The following is a 17,402-nucleotide window of genomic DNA, read 5'->3' on the forward strand; positions in this document are numbered from 1 at the left end:
GGCCCGCCGGGGCGCGGAAGCCCGGAGAGCCGGCAGGCGGAGCGGCGGGAGGATCAGCCCTCGGCCGGCTCGTCGTCCTCGTCGCGCTGCGCCGGCCCGAGGGTGCGGCCGAAGAGGATCAGCGCGGTGAGCGCCCCGACGAAGAGCACCCAGATCCCGTTGTCGATCCGGGACGTGCCGAGACTGGTCTGGGCGACCGCGTCCGCCTCGCTGAGCGCGCCGGCCAGGTCGAGCAGCGTCCGGCCGCCGATCCGGATGATCACCTCGGCGAGCAGCAGGAGCAGGCCCGGCCCGGCTCCGGCGACCAGGTAGACGGGCCAGCGCAGCGCCGGCGTGGCCGGGTCGCGCCGGACGGCCCGGCGCCGGGCCCAGGTCAGGTAGCCGAAGACGAGCAGGCCGGCGAGCAGGCCGGCGAGCAGCGACTCGGTGCGGGAGACCCACTTGGCGGCGGTGACCAGCGACGCCTGGGAGCCGTCGGAGCCGAAGAGGTCGAAGAGGGGGTCCCGGGCCCGGCTGAACGCGACCACGAACAGCAGCGTGCCGAGGGCGGCGGCGACGACCGCGCCGACCGGGGCGGCGGTACGCGCCCCGGCGATCGCCCCACCGATGATCGCCGCCGCCGCACTGGTGCCGGCGATGGTGTTGGTGGTGGCGTTGTCGGCGTACGTCAGGTTGATCGCGAGCGCGGTGCCGAGCCCGACCAGCATGCCCGCGCCGATCGCCGCCGCGAAGCGCACGCCCGCCCGGTCGCCGAGCCGCCGGGCGGCCAGCTCGTTCGCCGCCAGCGCGACGGCGGTGCCGGCGACCAGCGCGGCGGAGATGACCCCGGGCAGCGCGAAGGCGGAGAGGCTGATCGCGGTGAGACCGGCCGCGGCCGAGGTGATCGCCTCCCGGGTCGACCAGAGCATGGCGGCCAGCCAGCCGGCCGCGAGCAGGGCCAGCAGCGGCGTGCCCGGAGCACCGGCCGGGTGGTCCGTGCCGGCCTCCGGCGCGACCTCGTCGACCGGGTCGGTGGTGTCCGGCTGGTCCGGCTCCGCGGCCGTCGAGCTGCCGGGCTGGTTGCTCATGCTCTCCCCTTCTCCGGGCGTCACCGCCCGCGCGGCGGTCGTGATCGACTCCGTTTGCGGCGTGTCGCGGTGTCACGGTCGGCGGATACCGCGACACACCGCAAACCGCGCGCGACGCGCGGCCGACCGGGTGCCACGTGGCCGGGCAGGTCACCGGCCATCCAGGGTACGCGCCCGGCGCGGGCGCGCCCGCGCGCCCGCTGCGCCGCCCGTCGCCTGCTTTCCTTCGGCGGATCACCACATTCGGGTACGGATCAGTGCCCGGCACCGGCAGTCGCTTGACGATCCACGGTTTCGGGGTGGACGGCGCGTGATCGTCGGGGTGGGGGCGTGGGAGAATCGCGGCAGGTCCCGCCGCCGCGACCGGGTACGCCGTGCGGTGTCCGGCGTCCGGCCGCCCGGTCGGTGCCCGCGGGTCCGGTTTCGCCACCGCTGTCGAGATCGCACAGGAGCCTGTGATGGACGCCGTGTTCTCCGTACCCGAGCCGCGCAACGAGCCGGTACGCACCTACGAGCCGGGCAGCGCCGACCGGGAGCGGCTCCAGCGGAGGCTGGCCGAGCTGGCCGCCGAGCGGATCGACCTGCCGATGACCATCGCCGGGGAGCAGCGGATGGCCGGCGGCGCGTCGATCGACGTGGTCCAGCCGCACAAGCACGCCCACGTGCTCGGCGTCACCGGTCACGCCACCCACGACGACGCCCGCGCCGCGGTGAAGGCCGCCAAGGACGCCGCCCCGATGTGGCGGGCGCTGCCCTTCGAGGAGCGGGCCGCGATCTTCCTGCGTGCCGCCGAGCTGCTCGCCGGCCCGTGGCGGGACACCCTCAACGCGGCCACCATGCTGGGCCAGTCCAAGACCGCCGTGCAGGCGGAGATCGACTCGGCCTGCGAGTTCATCGACTTCCTCCGGTTCAACGTGCACTTCGCCCGGAAGCTGCTGGAGGAGCAGCCGATGTCGTCGCCGGGGGTGTGGAACCGCTTCGACCACCGCCCGCTGGAGGGCTTCGTCTACGCGGTCACCCCGTTCAACTTCACCGCGATCGCCGGCAACCTGCCGTCCGCGCCGGCCCTGCTCGGCAACACGGTGGTCTGGAAGCCGGGCCCGACCCAGCAGTTCGCCGCGCACTTCACCATGCGGCTGTTCGAGGCGGCCGGCCTCCCGCCCGGCGTGATCAACATGGTCACCGGGCGCGGCGAGGAGGTCTCCGACGTCGTGCTCGCCGACCCGGACCTGGCCGGCATCCACTTCACCGGCTCCACCAAGGTCTTCCAGCACCTGTGGAGGACGGTCGGTGAGAACATCGCCGGCTACCGGGGCTACCCGCGCCTGGTCGGCGAGACCGGTGGCAAGGACTTCGTGGTCGCCCACACCAGCGCCGACGTCGACGCCCTGCACACCGCGCTGATCCGCGGCGCGTACGAGTACCAGGGCCAGAAGTGCTCGGCCGCCTCGCGGGCGTACGTGCCCCGGTCCATCTGGGAGGGCGGGCTGCGCGACCGGCTGGCCGCCACCGCCGAGGCGCTCACCTACGGTGACGTCGCCGACTTCAGCAACTTCGGCGGCGCGGTCATCGACGACAAGGCGTTCTCCCGGCACACCGCCGCGCTGGAGCTGATCTCGGGCGACGACGCCTGCCGGATCCTGGCCGGCGGCACCGCCGACGACTCGGTCGGGTACTTCGTCCGGCCGACGCTCTTCGAGTGCACCGACGCGGCGCACGAGACCTTCACCACGGAGTACTTCGGGCCGATCCTCGGCGTGCACGTCTTCGACGACGCCCGCTTCGACGACGTGGTGGCCCAGGCCGAGTCGATCGCGCCGTACGCGCTGACCGGCTCGATCTTCGCCACCGACCGCCGGGTGGTCGACGCGGTGGCCGAGAAGATGCGGTACGCGGCCGGCAACTTCTACATCAACGACAAGCCGACCGGCGCGGTGGTCGGGCAGCAGCCCTTCGGCGGCGCCCGGGCCAGCGGCACCAACGACAAGGCGGGCTCCTGGCACAACCTGGTCCGGTGGATGTCGCCCCGGACGATCAAGGAGACGTTCGTGCCGCCGACCGACCACACGTACCCGCACATGGGCTGAGCCGGCGACGGCCGTCGGCGGCGCGAGCGGCGTCGCCGGCGGCCGGACCGGTCCTCGGCCCGTCCCTCGGGCCGGGGCCGGCCGCCGATCATCGCCGTCCGCGCCCCGGACGGCGGCCGAGCATCGGTGGTCCTGCCACCACTGTCGTCCGCCGACAGTGCACATAGGAAATCCTGCCGGGTGGCAAATACGGAAATCCTGGACGCGCAGACGGCAAAGTGGCAGCTTAGAGGGCATGGCGGAATCCGGAGTCAACCCCACCGCGGCGGCCCTGCTCGGCCTGCTGCACGAGGGGCCGATGACAGGCGGCCAACTGATGGCCGCCGCCGAGCGCCGACTGGCGCCGTACTGGTCGATGACCCGCAGTCAGGTCTACCGGGAGTTGCCGGTGCTGGCCGAGCGGGGTCTGGTGCGGCTCGGCAAGCCCGGGCCGCGGATGAGTCAGCCGTACGCGATCACCGCCAGCGGGAAACGGACATTCTCCCGCTGGCTGGCGGAGAGCCCGGGGCGGGACACCATCCGCAACCCGATCGCCCTGCGGATCGCCTTCGGTGAGCTGCACTCGGCCAGCCAGCTCAAGAACCTGTACGCCTCGGCGAACGAGTACCACACCGAGGCCCTGGCGCACGTCCGTGAGCAGGTGAAGAACGCCAAGAAGGAGGGCGACACGTACGACGCCAGCGCGCTGGAGTTCGCCGTCGCCTACCACAAGGCAGCCCTGTCCTGGCTCAAGACCGCCCCGGTCGGCTGACGACCTGCGGCGGGTCGGCCATCTGAGGTGAACGGACCGCAGCTCGACCAGTACCCTTGTCTGTCGTGACCGCTGCCGATTACGCCGAACAGCTCAAGGAACTCGACGCCACCCTGCGCAACATCGAGTCGGTGCTCAACGTCGACCGCCTGCGGGAGGACAAGGCCCGGCTGGAGGAGCAGGCGTCCGCGCCGGACCTCTGGGACGACCAGGCGCGGGCGCAGCAGGTGACCTCGCAGCTGTCGTACGTCAACGGCGAGATCAGCAAGCTGGGCAGCCTGCGCTCCCGCCTCGACGACGCGCACGTGCTGCTGGAGCTGGCCGAGGCCGAGGGCGACGCCGGGGCGCTGACCGAGGTCGAGTCCGAGGTCGCCGGGCTGAAGAAGGCCATCCAGGAGATGGAGGTCCGCACCCTGCTCTCCGGCGAGTACGACTCCCGGGAGGCGCTGGTCGCCATCCGGGCGGGCGCCGGCGGGGTGGACGCCGCCGACTTCGCCGAGATGCTGCTGCGGATGTACCTGCGCTGGGCCGAGCGGCACGGCTACCCGACCGAGGTCTACGAGACCTCGTACGCCGAGGAGGCCGGCCTGAAGTCCGCCACCTTCGCGGTGAAGGTGCCCTACGCCTACGGCACGCTCAGCGTCGAGTCCGGCACCCACCGGCTGGTGCGGATCAGCCCGTTCGACAACCAGGGCCGCCGGCAGACCAGCTTCGCCGGGGTCGAGGTGCTGCCGGTGGTGAAGCAGACCGACAGCATCGAGATCCCCGAGAACGAGATGCGCATCGACGTCTACCGCTCCTCGGGCCCGGGTGGGCAGAGCGTCAACACGACCGACTCGGCGGTGCGGATCACCCACATCCCGACCGGCATCGTGGTGACCTGCCAGAACGAGAAGTCCCAGCTGCAGAACAAGGCCTCCGCGCTGCGCGTGCTCCAGGCCCGGCTGCTGGAGCGCAAGCGCCAGGAGGAGCAGGCCAAGCTCCAGGGCCTGAAGACCGACGCCGCCGGCTCCTGGGGCGACCAGATGCGCTCGTACGTCCTGCACCCCTATCAGATGGTGAAGGATCTCCGAACCGAGCAGGAGACCGGCAATCCGTCCTCCGTCTTCGACGGGGAGCTGGACAGCTTCATCGAGGCCGGCATCCGCTGGCGCAAGCAGCAGCAGCTCGCCGGCGACGCTGCGTGATCAACCGTGGACGGGGCGCGTCGTCGATCTCCTGGTGAGCGGGTGAATCGATGACGCGCCTCGCATCGGTGGGGCGTAGGACTTGGCTCTGCGGTTACACCGCGTAGACTCACCACCCGTGATTCAGCTTGAGCAAGTGACGAAGACGTACCCGAAGGCGTCCCGGCCTTCGCTCGACAACGTGTCCGTCTCGATCGAGAAGGGCGAGTTCGTCTTCTTCATCGGTCCTTCCGGCTCCGGCAAGTCCACGATCATCAAGATGCTGTTGCACGAGGTCAGCCCCAACAAGGGCCGGGTCATCGTGAACGGCAAGGACGTCACCTCGATGCGCTCCTGGAAGCGACCCCACTTCCGGCGTTCGATCGGTTGCGTCTTCCAGGACTTCCGGCTGCTGCCCAACCGCACCGCGTACGAGAACGTGGCGTTCGCCCTCGAGGTGATCGGCAAGACCAAGGCGGTGGCCCGCCGGGTCGTACCCGAGGTGCTGGAGCTGGTCGGGCTCGGTGGCAAGGAGCACCGGTACCCGCACGAGCTCTCCGGTGGTGAGCAGCAGCGCGTGGCCGTCGCCCGGGCGTTCGTGAACCGTCCGCTGATCCTGCTCGCGGACGAGCCGACGGGAAACCTCGACCCGGACACCTCGATCGAGATCATGCGCCTGCTGGACCGGATCAACCGCACCGGCACGACCGTCGTGATGGTCACGCACGACTCCAACATCGTGAACCAGATGCGCCGCCGCGTCGTCGAGATCGAGAGCGGTCGCATCGTGCGTGACCAGGCCCGCGGCGTCTACGGGTGAGCCGACGCTCCATCCTCGCCGTACGACCTGACGACGAACATCTCACGCCGGAGAGCCGGAGGAACACCCGATGCGGATGAAGTACGTCCTGTCCGAGGTACTGGTCGGACTGTGGCGCAACGTCACCATGACCGTCGCGATGATCATCACGATGGCGGTGTCACTGACCATGCTCGGCGCCAGCGGCCTGATGTACCAGCAGGTCGGCGACATGAAGGACCTCTACTACAAGAACATCCAGGTCTCGATCTTCCTGAAGACCGACGTCAGCGAGCAGCAGCGTGACGACCTGGACGCCAAGTTGAAGAGCGACCCCCTGGTCAAGGAGGTCCTCTACGTCAACAAGGACGAGGCGTACAAGCGGTTCCAGGAGATGTACCAGGACGCTCCGGACCTGGTGAACGCCGTCAAGGCGGACCAGCTGCCCGAGTCGTTCCGGATCAAGCTGGTCAACCCGGAGCAGTACAAGACCATCTACGACCAGTACAAGGACACCGAGGGCGTCGACGAGATCGTCGACCAGAGCCGGCTGCTGGACAAGATCTTCGACATCCTCACCGCGATCCAGAACATCGCCCTGGCCGCCGCGATCGTGATGGCCGTCGCCGCGCTGCTCCTGGTCGCCAACACCATCCAGGTGGCCGCCTACAGCAAGCGGCGTGAGGTCGCGGTCATGAAGCTGGTCGGCGCGTCCAACTGGTTCATCCAGGCGCCGTTCGTGCTGGAGGCCGTGGTCGCCGGTCTGATCGGCTCACTGCTCGGCCTGATCGCGCTGATCGGCGCGAAGTACTTCCTCTTCGACGGGTCGTTGCAGGCGCTGCGCGGGCTGCTCTCGCCGATCCAGTGGTCGGACATCTTCCTGATGTTCCCGCTGATGGCCGGCGTCGGCGGCCTGGTCAGCGCGGTCACCGCCTGGGTCACGCTCCGCTTCTACCTGCGGGTCTAGTCACCGTACGGCTCTCCGAGGGCCCTTCCGCGCCAGGAATAAACGGCGCGGGAGGGCCCTTGTCGTTCGGGTAGCATGATCTCCGCCCGCCGGCCGGTCGGTGGGCGGATCACACGGAAGGAGGTGGCGCCGATGCCACGGGAAAAGGGTCGCAAGGTGGTCGCCTCCAACAAGAAGGCGCGCCACGACTACGCCATCCTCGACACGTACGAGGCGGGCATGGCGCTGACCGGCACCGAGGTGAAGTCGTTGCGTGCGGGTCGGGCCTCGCTGGTCGACGCGTTCGCCCAGGAGCGCAACGGCGAGTTGTACCTGCACGGCATGCACATCCCGGAGTACACCCAGGGCACCTGGACCAACCACGAGCCCCGGCGTACCCGCAAGCTGCTGCTCAAGCGCCTGGAGATCGACCGGCTGATCGGCAAGACCCGCGAGGGCGGGCTGACCATGGTGCCGTTGCAGGTCTACTTCTCCGACGGTTGGGCGAAGGTGGAGATCGCCCTGGCCAAGGGCAAGAAGTCGTACGACAAGCGGCAGGATCTGGCCAAGCGGGACGCCGACCGGGAGATCGCCCGGGTGGCGGGCCGGCGCGGCAAGGGGATGGACGACTGATTCGTCCCGTCCGTCCGGGTTCGCAGGTCGGACCCGGCCTCGGGATGAATCCGGTTGCGGCAGGCGTTACGCTTGTCGGAGCCGCCAACACCGGCGGCCCGTCGAGGGGGTGACTGGTTTCGACTTCGTACGTTGCGGCAGGGGAAGCGAGCCGAGGAAGCCGACGTCGTCTCGAGAATCGTTCGTCGGAAACCAATAAGCGCCAAGAACAATCGCGCTGACTTCGCTCTCGCCGCCTGAGGCGAGTAGTGAGTCTGTCGGCCTGGGAGTGCCTTCGACCCAGTTAGCCGGCATCAGCTAGAAGGCTGGCCAATCGGACCCGGTCGCGGGGTCCGTGCGGCGAGATCAATCAGCGACTGGGCCCGTCACACCGACTCGCTCGCGTGATCGGAGGGGCCGAGTAGAGGCACAGCGAGCTGCGCTCGGAGAAGCCCTGACAAACCGGCGAAGGACCCGGGTTCGATTCCCGGCACCTCCACCACCTGAACTGTGCGCCCCGATCCACCGGACCGGGGCGCACAGTCGTGTCCGGGGCCGCTCGGCCCGCTGCCCCCTGGGGCTGGTGCGACGCCTGGGACCGATGGGGCAGTCGGGTCGAATGAGGCGGTGCCGGAGCCTGGACAGGGTGCGGTCACGGGTCCACCATCGCTGTACGCGGAAGCACACGCAGCGCGGGAGGTGCCCATGGTCACCGGTCCGATCCAGCAGCCGTCCGTCGTTCCCACGGCGGTCCGCCCGCCCGCCGCCCGCCGCCCCGTCGGCGACCTGTCCGCCCTGTCCCGGGCGCTGGTCGTGCCGCCGGGGGAGCCGCACTGGCGGGAACGGGTCATCGGGCAGCTCGTCCCGGTCCGCCGGGGCTTCGCCGAACACGTCCGGCTCACCGAGGGGCCGGCCGGTCTCTACGCCGAACTGCTCGTCCAGGCGCCCCGGCTGCACCGGGGCGTACGGCTGCTGGCCCGGGAGCACAGGGCCATCGTCGTGGCGCTGGCCGACCTCCAGCACGCCGTCGAGTGGCCCGGGGTACGCGCCGAGGACCTGCGGCGGCGTACCGACGAACTGCTCGACGCGCTGGCCCGGCACCGGCAGCGCGGCGCGGACCTGCTCTGGGAGGCGTACCAGACCGACCTCGGCGGCGAGACCTGAGCCGGCGGAACCGGACGACGGCGCAGGTCGTCCAAGGGGTATGCGTCGACGTCTGGCACTGCTGAGCCTGCCCCTGGTCGCCGTGACCGCCTGCGCGCCGGCCGGCAGCGGCCCGGCCGACGGCGGGTCCGCCGGCCCCGACCCCCGCCGGGAGGCGTTCGCGCAACGGGCCGTCGAGGTCGCCGAGGCGTGGCGTCCCGGCCCGGCCTGGACGACCGGCTACGTCCCGTTGCAGGACCCGACCGTGCTCGTCGGCGACCCCGACTTCACCGCCGACACCGAGGCGGCGTTCCGGGCCGGCTGGTACCGCGACCAGATCGACCTGCCGGCCGGCCGCCCCGCCCCCGGCACGATCCGGTTCCCCGACGGGACGATCACCGTGCCGCTGGTCAGCGCGGCCGAGGCGTACCGGCAGCTCGACCAGGGCGACCCGCCGCCGTGCGAGGGCCGGCCCCGGGAGCCCCGCCCGACCGTCGAACCCGGGCCGGACGGCTCGGTCGCCAGCCCGGTCGCCACCGCCTGCATCCCGCTCACCGTCACCGCCGTGCGGCTCGGCACCGCCGACGTCCGGACCAGCCGGGGCGTCGCCGCGGTGCCGGCCTGGCTGTTCACCGTGGAGGAGTTGGCCGCGCCGGTGGCCCGGGTCGCGGTCGCGCCGCAGTCGGTGGGGGCTCCGCCGGCGCCGACCGCGCCCGCCCGGCCCGCTCCCGACGGGATGGTGGCCGCCCAGCATCTCCGCTCGGCCGACGGGGCGACGCTGACCTACGTGCTCGGGGTCGGCTCCTGCGACACCGGGATCACGCCGCTGGTGCGGGAGCAGGACGACGTGGTGGTGGTCGGCGGCGCGGTGACCCGGTCGACCGGCGTCTGCGACGAGATGCTCAAGCTGGAGCCGGTCACCGTCACCCTGACCGCGCCGCTCGGCGGGCGGCCGGTGCTCGACGTGGTCACCGGCCAGGTGCTCACCGTGCAGCCCGGCTGAGGCGTCAGAGGATCCGCGGCACCTCGCCGCCGACCGGCACCGGCAGCACCGTCGGCCGGTCGGCCCCCAGCGCCCGCTCCAGCGCCGACGGCAGCTCGTCCAGCGAGCCGACGCCGTGCGCGGCGCAGCCGTAGCCGTGGGCGATGGCGGTGACGTCCAGGCCGGGCAGCTCCAGACCGGGCACCCCGGGGGTGGACTTCAGCTCGGCGAACGCCTTGAGGATCGCGTACTGCCGGTTGGCCGGCACCACCACGGCGAGGGGCAGGCGCAGCTGGGCCGCGGTCCAGAGCGCCTGCACCGAGTAGTGGAAGGAGCCGTCGCCGATCACCGCGACCACCGGCCGGCCCCGCCCGGTGTCCCGCTCGGCCAGGGCGATGCCGACGGCCGCCGGCAGGCCGTAGCCGAGCCCGCCGCTGGCCATGGTGAAGTACGACGCCGGCCGGGTCACCGGCAGCCGGCGGCGCAGCGCGGCCAGGCTGGACGGTGACTCCTGGACCAGCACCCCGTCGGTCGGCCAGCAGTCGGCAAGCGCGGCGAAGAGCGCGTCGGCGCTCGGCGGGTCGGTCGGTTCGGGCGGCTCCGGTTCGGGCCGGGGCGACGGCGCGGGCCGGTCGGCCGGCGGCAGCAGGTCCAGCAGCGCGGCCAGGGTCAGCCCGGCGTCGCCGAGCAGGCTGTCGCCGACCGGGGCGCGCGCCGCCTCGTCCGGGTCGTCGGTGACGTGCAGCAGCCGGGCCCCGTCGGGCAGGTGCTGCCCGGGCACGTCCGGGTAGTAGCGGAACACCGGCGCGCCGACGACCAGCACGACGTCGTGGCCGCGCAGCTGCTCCGCCAGCGGCGCCATCGCGAACGGCAGCACGCCCCGGTAGTGCGGGTGCCGCTCGGGGAAGGCGGCCCGTTCCGGCGCGGGTGCGGACCACACCGGCGCGGCGAGCCGCTCGGCCACCGCCACGGCCGGCGGCCAGCCACCGGCCCGGTCCACCGCCGCGCCGAGGACCAGCACCGGGTTACGGCTCGCGGCCAGCAGCGCGGCGAACTCCCGCAGCCGCCGGGGGTCGGGGGCGAACCGGGTGGCGACGGTACGCACCTGTGGCGGCGGGTCGGCCGGCTGCTCCCAGTCGTCCAGCGGCAGGGAGAGGAAGACCGGCCCGGCCGGAGGCTGGGCGGCCGTGGCGTACGCCCGCATCACCGCCGCCGGCACGTCCTGCGCCCGGACCGGTTCGTGGCTCCACTTCACGTACGGCTGGGGCAGCTGGGTCGGGTGGCGCGCCGCCAGCCGGGGCTCCATCAGCAGCATCGTCCGGCTCTGCTGGCCGGCGGTGACGATCAGCGGGGTCCGGTTGTGCCAGGCGGTGACGAGGTTGCCCATGCCGTTGCCGGTGCCCGGGGCGGTGTGCAGGTTGACGTGCGCCGGGCGTCCGGTGGCCTGGGCGTACCCGTCGGCCATCGCCACCGCGGACGCCTCGTGCAGGGCGTGGACGTAGCGGAAGTCGGCCGGGAAGTCCTGGAGGAAGGGCTGCTCGGTGGAGCCGGGGTTGCCGAAGACGGTGGTCATGCCGAGGGCGCGCAGCAGCTCGTACGTGGTGTCCCGGACGGTCGCCATCGCACCTGCCTCCGTGTCGCCGCGCCGGCCGGCAGCGGTGCGGCCCCGCCTGCCGAATCTATCGGGGCGAGCCGGAGGGTTCGGGCGCTTTGCGCGGGTCGGGGCGACTCAGGGCAGGTCGAACGGGAGCGTGATGCCGTCCAGGGCGTGCCCGCACGGGCAGTCCCGGTCGGCCGGCAGTGCCGCCACCGCGTCCAGCAGCACCCCGCGCAGCCGGTCGGTGTTCTCGCCGAAGACGCGGAACACCTCCTCCTGGGTGACCGATTCGCCGGCCGCCACGCCCGCGTCCAGGTCGGTGACGAGCGCGATGGAGGTGTAGCAGAGCGCCAGCTCGCGGGCGAGCACCGCCTCGGGGTGGCCGGTCATGTTGACCACCGTGCCGCCCATCGCCGCGTACCACCGGGACTCGGCACGGGTGGAGAAGCGGGGACCCTCGACCACCACCACCGTGCCTCCGTCCACCGCCGGCACGTCCCGCCCGGCCGCCGCGCCGAGCAGCGTGCGCCGCCCCACCGGGCAGTACGGGTCACCGAACGCCACGTGCACCGCGCCCCGGTCGTAGTAGGTCTGGGTACGGCCGCTGGTCCGGTCGACGAGCTGGTCCGGCACCACGAAGGTGCCCGGCCCCAGCTCCGGCCGGAGTCCGCCCACCGCGCACGGGGCGAGCACCTGGCGCACCCCGAGCGAGCGCAGCGCCCACAGGTTGGCCCGGTACGGGATCAGGTGCGGCGGGTACCGGTGGTCGCGGCCGTGCCGGGGCAGGAACGCCACCCGCCGCCCGCCCACCTCGGCGATGGTGACCGCGTCCGAGGGCGCGCCGTACGGCGTGGCCACCTCGTGCTCGGTCGCGCCGTCGAGCAGCGCGTAGAGCCCTGACCCGCCGATCACCGCGATGTCCGCCGTCGGACCCATCGCACCTCCCTCGATCTTGCTCGATCACCCGCCCGTCAGACCTTAGCCAGCGCCCCGGACGCAGGCTATGGTGCCAGGCATGGCGGTGACAGCACGGACGGACGGCGGCGCCCCGTCACACGACCCGGCGCGCGGCTGACCATGTCCGAGATGCAGGAGGAGGGACGCGCGATCGGCGGTCGAGCCACGGAGTCGATGACCGGGCGGCTGCTGGTCGCGACTCCGGCCCTCAAGGACCCGAACTTCGACCGTACGGTGGTGCTGCTGGTGGCCCACGAGCCGGGCGGGGCGCTCGGCGTGGTGCTCAACCGGGCCACCGAGGTGCCGGTGGCGGACGTCCTGGGCGACTGGAGCGACCTGGCCCGCCACCCCGCGGTGCTGTTCGAGGGCGGCCCGGTGCAGCCGGACTCGGCGATCTGCCTGGCCCGGATGCGGCATCCGATGCGGCGGCTCAAGGGCTTCCAGCAGATCTCCGGCGCGGTGGGCACGGTCGACCTGTCGGCCGACCCGGAGAAGATGCGGGACAGCATCGGCGGCATCCGGGTCTTCGCCGGGTACTCCGGCTGGGGCTCCGGCCAGTTGGAGCAGGAGATCGAGGACGGGTCGTGGTTCGTCTTCGACGCGCTGCCCGGTGACGCCTTCGTGGACCGGCCCGACGACCTGTGGCCGATGGTGCTGCGGCGGCAGGGCGGGATGATGGCGGCGGTGGCCCACTTCCCGCCGGACGTGGCCCTGAACTGAGCCCCGGCGCGGGGGACCCCCGCGATATGACCATGCCGGCCGGCGTGTGTATAGTTCTCTCCGTGCCCGGGACACCGGGGACGACAGCAAGGGGCCGTGGCGCAGCTGGTAGCGCACCACACTGGCAGTGTGGGGGTCAGGGGTTCGAGTCCCCTCGGCTCCACCCGTGCACAAACGCCCTGGCGAGGGATCCGATCCTCCGCCAGGGCGTTCGTCGTTTCCGGATCAGCCTGCCCGCTGGGTGCCCCGGCCTTCAGTTGAGCTGTTCGGCCAGCCCGACGACGATGCCCTCGGGGCCACGGACGTAGCAGAGCCGGTAGCTGTCCGCGTACTGCGCCAGCTCGCCGACGAGTTCGGCGCCGTGGGCGCGTAGGCGGGCGACGACGTCCTCGATGTCGTCGACGGCGAACATGACGCGACGGATGCCCAGCGTGTTCGCGGGCGCGTCCTTCGGCTCGGCGCTGATCGCCTCCGGGGTGTGGAACCGGGCCAGCTCGATGCGGCCGTGGCCGTCCGGGGTCCGCAGCATCGCGACCTCCTGCCGGACGTCGTCGATGCCGATGACCTGCTCCACCCACCGTCCCTCGATCGGTGCCCTGCCCTCCAGTTCCATGCCGAGTTCGACGAAGAACTCGATGGTGGCGTCGAGGTCGTCGACGACGATGAGGACGTTGTCCATCCGCTGGATCGCCATGTGCGGGTCTCCTTCGTGTGTCGGCCACGGCGGCCGCATCCGCCCCGGGGACGGAGCCGCCGGGCCGATCTCGACATTCTCCGCCGCAGCCACCTCTCCCGCCCCGTGACGCGGCCGCCCGTCTGCGCTGCCCCGCTGTGGCGGTCGACCCGCGAGCGGCGATATGAGCGAAGCGCTATCTACCGCTCTCATCGACAGACGTCTACCTTCGGCCAATCACCGATGCGGATGGTTCAGCGTCACCCGCAGCTCCGCCCACCGCCCGAAGGAGTTCCCGAATGAACCGAGCCCTTGCCGGCGCGGCGGCAGCAGCGATCCTGCTGCCGGCCGGGCTGGTCGCCATATTCACCGCCGGGCCCGCCGGCGCGACATCCGGCCCGACGCCGGTTGCGCCGGCCGCCGAGGCCGCCTCACCCGAGATGCTCGCCGCCATGCAGCGTGACCTGGGCCTGACCGCCACCGCGGCGCGCGCCCGGATCGCCTCCGACGACGCCGCCAGCCGTACCCAACTGGCGCTGCGCAAGCGGCTCGGCGCCAGCTTCGCCGGGGCCTGGCTGGCACCGGACGCGAAGTCGCTGGTCGTGGCCGTCACCGACAGCGCCAAGGCCGCCGAGGTGTCCGCTGCCGGAGCCACCCCCAGGGTGGTGAGCCGCAGCGACGACCAGCTCGACCGGATCAAGGAGGGCCTGGACGCCGCGGCGGCCAAGGCGCCCTCGGCCTCGGTGCCCGGCTGGTACGTCGACGTGAAGACCAACACCGTCGTGGTCCAGGCCCGCGGCGGCACCGCCGCTGCCAGGGCCTTCGTCAAGGCCAGCGGCGTCGACGCCGCCGCGGTACGGGTGGTCCCCACCACCGAGCAGCCCCGGCTGCTCTACGACGTACGCGGCGGTGACGCCTACTACATGGGCGGCGGGCGCTGCTCGGTCGGCTTCTCCGTCAACGGCGGCTTCGTCACCGCCGGCCACTGCGGTACCACCGGCACCAGCACCACCGGCTTCAACCAGGTCGCCCAGGGCAGCTTCCAGGGCTCCTCGTTCCCCGGCAACGACTACGCGTGGGTCGCCGTCAACTCCAACTGGACCCCGCAGCCCTGGGTCAACAACTACGCCGGCGGCAACGTGACCGTGGCCGGCTCCACGGTGGCCGCGATCGGCGCGGCCATCTGCCGCTCCGGCTCGACCACCGGCTGGCGCTGCGGCACGGTGCAGGCCTACAACCAGACGGTCAACTACGCGCAGGGTTCCGTCTCCGGCCTGACCCGCACCAACGCCTGCGCCGAGCCGGGTGACTCCGGCGGGTCCTGGCTCAGCGGTCAGCAGGCGCAGGGCGTCACCTCCGGCGGTTCCGGCAACTGCAGCTCCGGCGGCACCACCTACTTCCAGCCGGTCAACGAGATCCTGTCCGCGTACGGCCGGACGCTGGTGACCAGCGGCGGCGGCACCCCGCCCCCGACCGGCTGCACCGGCTACGAGTTCTCCGTGAGCGGGTCGCTGTCCAGCGGCGGCAGCGCCTACCAGCCCAACAACAGCTACTACTACTCGTCGCTCTCCGGCACCCACCGAGGCTGCCTCGACGGCCCGACCGGCACCGACTTCGACCTCTACCTGCAGAAGTGGAACGGCAGCAGCTGGACTGCGGTGGCGCAGGGCACCTCGTCCGCCGCGGACGAGACCGTCTCCTACTCCGGCACGGCCGGCTACTACCGCTGGCGGGTGCACGCCTACAGCGGTTCGGGCAGCTACGCCCTCGGCTACAGCAACCCCTGACCGACCCGATCGCCGGGCCGCCCGCATCGCAGCACGCGATGCGGGCGGCCCCACGGTGTCCTGTCCTTCCGCAGGTGGAACCGTTCGTCGCCGGTGAGGGCCGCGAGCTGCGCCACGGAGAACGGCAGCGCCGTCAGCGCCGGGCCGGTGCCCAGCTTCCTGGCCTGTGCGACGTAGACCACCACCCCGTCCGGGTGCCGGTACGCCACCCACGGCTGCCCGGCTTGCTCTCCGACGGGATGGGGACGGTCCTGTGGCGCGGTGCCCGCGCGACCCTGCCGGGTGACGCCCGGCCGGGCGGACCCCTCGTAGGTGAAGGGGACGACTTTCACCCGGTGGGCGGACCCGGCGCGGCGGTACGGCTCAGGGCCGGCAGGGTTCCCGCCGTAGTGCCGCGTCGGGCTGGTCGGGGGCGTGCCATGCCGGGTTGAGTGCCAACGGCAGGGCCGGTGCCTGCCACGCTCCGGCGACCCGCTGGAGGGCTGAGTACTCCCACCGGAGCAGGTTGCTCGGCCGCTTGCCGGTGAGATGGTCGGCCAGGTGGCGCAGTCCGGCCGGCCGGTCGATCAGGTGGCCGTGGAAGCCGGCCATCTGGATCACGGGGATCTGGGCGTTGAGCTCCGCCGGCACCGTGATGGCGTCGACGATCGGCAGGAGCGCGATCATCCGTACGCCCGGCACCGGGCAGAGCAGGCGGTTGCGGTAGAACGGGGCGTCGTCCAGCAGGGAGCGGATGAACGGCGAGTCGGGCGTGTCCGGCGCCTCGCTGGTGGCTTCCATCAGTTTGAACATGCCGCGCAGTTGCCAACCAGTGGCGATGCCCCAGCCCGAACGGGCCTGCGGCGGTGGGTAGTAGATCCGCCCGGCCCGCAGGATCGGGCTGTCCAGCACCACCGTGTCGACCGCCGGGTGCGGGTAGCGGTCCAGGTAGTAGCGGACGACGAGGGCGCCTTCGCTCTGTCCGATCAGCGAAACCGGTTTACCGCTGCGTGCGTGGAGTTGATCCACCTGGGTGGCGAGCAGTTGGGCGCTGGTGGACAGCGCCTGGTGGGTGTCGACCGGTGCGTAGAACACCGGCTTGCCGTGGTTGTCGGTGCCCCGGTACGAGAAGCGCACGATGGGAGGTTGGGATTCTGACGGGTCGCCGTAGTGGGCCGAGTTGTAGCCGCCGAGGAAGATCACCGGATGGCCGATGTCCCCGAACTGTGGCAGGGCGTCGATGGGTTGCAGCGACTGGCCGGCGCCGCGGGCCCCCCGGTCCTCGGCGTACTCGACCAACAGCAGGCTGCTCACCACCATGGCGACGACCAGTGGCGTCACGGGCAGTCGGGCCCACCGCACCCGTTGCTGGAGTACGGTGGCACGCACCTTCTGCCGCCACAGCAGGCCGTTGACCATGCCGGCCACGGCGGCTGCCGGTACCGTCAACCGGTCCGGGACGGACCAGACCAGCGCGGCGCCCGCGGTGAGGGTCACGAAGTTGAGCAGCGACCAGCCGACGATGGCGGCCGACGGCAGGCCGCGCCACCAGCCCGGCACGATCCCGCCCCGTTGGAGCAGCGGAGCCAGGATGATCACCGGCACCAACTCGAGGAACTGGAAGTAGGCCAACGAGACGTCCGAGGCGACCACGGCCAGCGCGGTCCACGGCGAGAGGATCACGGCGACGACGGCCGCGAAGGCCAGGTTGCGCCCGGCCAGCCGGCGAAGCGACGGGCACGGCCGCTCGGCCGGCCAGGCGAGCGCGACCAGTACGGCCGAGAACAGTCCGCGGAACACGATGGCGCCCAGCAACAGGCCGGCGAACATGGCCCAGGAGTTGTGGTACACCAGCACCCAGCGCAGGTCGAAGAACGCCCCGTACGGCGAGATCGCGCTTGCCTGGGGCGCCAGGCCGAACGCCGAGGTGAAGTCGACGGCGTACAGCACGGCCGCCACGGCCGCCGCCGGTACGGCGGTCAGGACGAGCAGCCACAGCAGTCGTACCCGCTCGGGGCGCACGGTTCCTCCCTTCCGCCGGCCGACCGGAGGGTGTGAGACCCAGTTGGGCCCAACTTACCGTTGCGCGACTATTTACTGACGAAGTAGGCGAGACCCGGGTAATTGCGGCACAGT

General features: G+C 72.1%; 16 protein-coding genes, 1 tRNA gene and 1 other RNA gene. 12 read left to right on the forward strand and 6 right to left on the reverse strand.

Annotation, left to right across the window (positions count from 1 at the left end; translation table 11 throughout):
- Positions 1-53 precede the first annotated feature (53 nt).
- Positions 54-1,067 (reverse strand): hypothetical protein, encoded by a 1,014-nt coding sequence (locus GA0070614_RS20920; protein WP_088977555.1) that lies wholly within the window; start codon positions 1,065-1,067, stop codon positions 54-56.
- 458 nt (positions 1,068-1,525) lie between these two features.
- Between GA0070614_RS20920 and pruA the strand changes: the two genes are divergently transcribed.
- From pruA to GA0070614_RS20965, 9 genes are all read left to right on the forward strand, one after another.
- A complete protein-coding gene (gene pruA, locus GA0070614_RS20925; protein ID WP_088977556.1) occupies positions 1,526-3,154 on the forward strand; it encodes an L-glutamate gamma-semialdehyde dehydrogenase in 1,629 nt (542 codons plus the stop codon).
- Between the two features lie 235 nt (positions 3,155-3,389).
- Positions 3,390-3,905 (forward strand): PadR family transcriptional regulator, encoded by a 516-nt coding sequence (locus tag GA0070614_RS20930; RefSeq protein ID WP_088977557.1) that lies wholly within the window; start codon positions 3,390-3,392, stop codon positions 3,903-3,905.
- Between the two features lie 65 nt (positions 3,906-3,970).
- Positions 3,971-5,092: a peptide chain release factor 2 gene (gene prfB / locus GA0070614_RS20935; protein ID WP_088977558.1), complete on the forward strand. Its 1,122-nt coding sequence runs from the start codon at positions 3,971-3,973 to the stop codon at positions 5,090-5,092.
- Positions 5,093-5,210: 118 nt separating this feature from the next.
- Positions 5,211-5,891 carry a cell division ATP-binding protein FtsE gene (gene ftsE, locus GA0070614_RS20940; protein ID WP_088977559.1) on the forward strand — a complete coding sequence of 227 codons (681 nt, stop codon included), beginning with the start codon at positions 5,211-5,213 and terminating at the stop codon, positions 5,889-5,891.
- 70 nt (positions 5,892-5,961) lie between these two features.
- Positions 5,962-6,837, forward strand: a complete 876-nt coding sequence (gene ftsX / locus GA0070614_RS20945) for a permease-like cell division protein FtsX (protein WP_088977560.1) — start codon at positions 5,962-5,964, stop codon at positions 6,835-6,837.
- Positions 6,838-6,969: 132 nt separating this feature from the next.
- On the forward strand, positions 6,970-7,449 hold the full coding sequence (gene smpB / locus GA0070614_RS20950; protein WP_088979560.1) for an SsrA-binding protein SmpB: 480 nt from the start codon (positions 6,970-6,972) through the stop codon (positions 7,447-7,449).
- A 105-nt stretch (positions 7,450-7,554) separates the two neighbouring features.
- Positions 7,555-7,930: a transfer-messenger RNA gene (gene ssrA / locus GA0070614_RS20955) on the forward strand.
- 203 nt (positions 7,931-8,133) lie between these two features.
- Positions 8,134-8,592: a hypothetical protein gene (locus tag GA0070614_RS20960; RefSeq protein ID WP_088977561.1), complete on the forward strand. Its 459-nt coding sequence runs from the start codon at positions 8,134-8,136 to the stop codon at positions 8,590-8,592.
- Between the two features lie 40 nt (positions 8,593-8,632).
- Entirely contained in the window at positions 8,633-9,574 is a 942-nt protein-coding gene (locus tag GA0070614_RS20965; RefSeq protein WP_088977562.1) for a hypothetical protein, read from the forward strand.
- A 4-nt stretch (positions 9,575-9,578) separates the two neighbouring features.
- Here GA0070614_RS20965 and mdlC read toward each other — a convergent pair whose 3' ends face one another.
- A complete protein-coding gene (gene mdlC, locus GA0070614_RS20970) occupies positions 9,579-11,174 on the reverse strand; it encodes a benzoylformate decarboxylase (protein ID WP_088977563.1) in 1,596 nt (531 codons plus the stop codon).
- A gap of 108 nt (positions 11,175-11,282) precedes the next feature.
- Positions 11,283-12,086: an S-methyl-5'-thioadenosine phosphorylase gene (locus GA0070614_RS20975; protein ID WP_088977564.1), complete on the reverse strand. Its 804-nt coding sequence runs from the start codon at positions 12,084-12,086 to the stop codon at positions 11,283-11,285.
- 150 nt (positions 12,087-12,236) lie between these two features.
- On the opposite strand from GA0070614_RS20975, the gene GA0070614_RS20980 reads away from it, so the two are divergent.
- Together GA0070614_RS20980 and GA0070614_RS20985 are read left to right on the forward strand one after the other, a co-directional pair.
- Entirely contained in the window at positions 12,237-12,827 is a 591-nt protein-coding gene (locus GA0070614_RS20980; protein ID WP_088979561.1) for a YqgE/AlgH family protein, read from the forward strand.
- A 90-nt stretch (positions 12,828-12,917) separates the two neighbouring features.
- Positions 12,918-12,990, forward strand: a tRNA-Ala gene (locus GA0070614_RS20985).
- Positions 12,991-13,080: 90 nt separating this feature from the next.
- Here the strand turns inward: GA0070614_RS20985 and GA0070614_RS20990 are convergent.
- On the reverse strand, positions 13,081-13,521 hold the full coding sequence (locus GA0070614_RS20990) for a VOC family protein (RefSeq protein WP_088977565.1): 441 nt from the start codon (positions 13,519-13,521) through the stop codon (positions 13,081-13,083).
- A 278-nt stretch (positions 13,522-13,799) separates the two neighbouring features.
- Here GA0070614_RS20990 and GA0070614_RS20995 point away from each other — a divergent pair, with 278 nt between their 5' ends.
- Positions 13,800-15,287, forward strand: coding sequence for a S1 family peptidase (locus GA0070614_RS20995; RefSeq protein ID WP_172892473.1), 1,488 nt, complete (start codon positions 13,800-13,802; stop codon positions 15,285-15,287).
- Here GA0070614_RS20995 and GA0070614_RS30630 read toward each other — a convergent pair.
- Positions 15,272-15,496, reverse strand: coding sequence for a hypothetical protein (locus tag GA0070614_RS30630; RefSeq protein WP_088977567.1), 225 nt, complete (start codon positions 15,494-15,496; stop codon positions 15,272-15,274). The genes GA0070614_RS20995 and GA0070614_RS30630 overlap by 16 nt on opposite strands.
- A gap of 154 nt (positions 15,497-15,650) precedes the next feature.
- Positions 15,651-17,288, reverse strand: a complete 1,638-nt coding sequence (locus GA0070614_RS21005; RefSeq protein ID WP_088977568.1) for a hypothetical protein — start codon at positions 17,286-17,288, stop codon at positions 15,651-15,653.
- Positions 17,289-17,402: the final 114 nt, after the last annotated feature.

It is taken from the genome of Micromonospora coxensis (assembly GCF_900090295.1).
Lineage (GTDB): Bacteria > Actinomycetota > Actinomycetes > Mycobacteriales > Micromonosporaceae > Micromonospora > Micromonospora coxensis.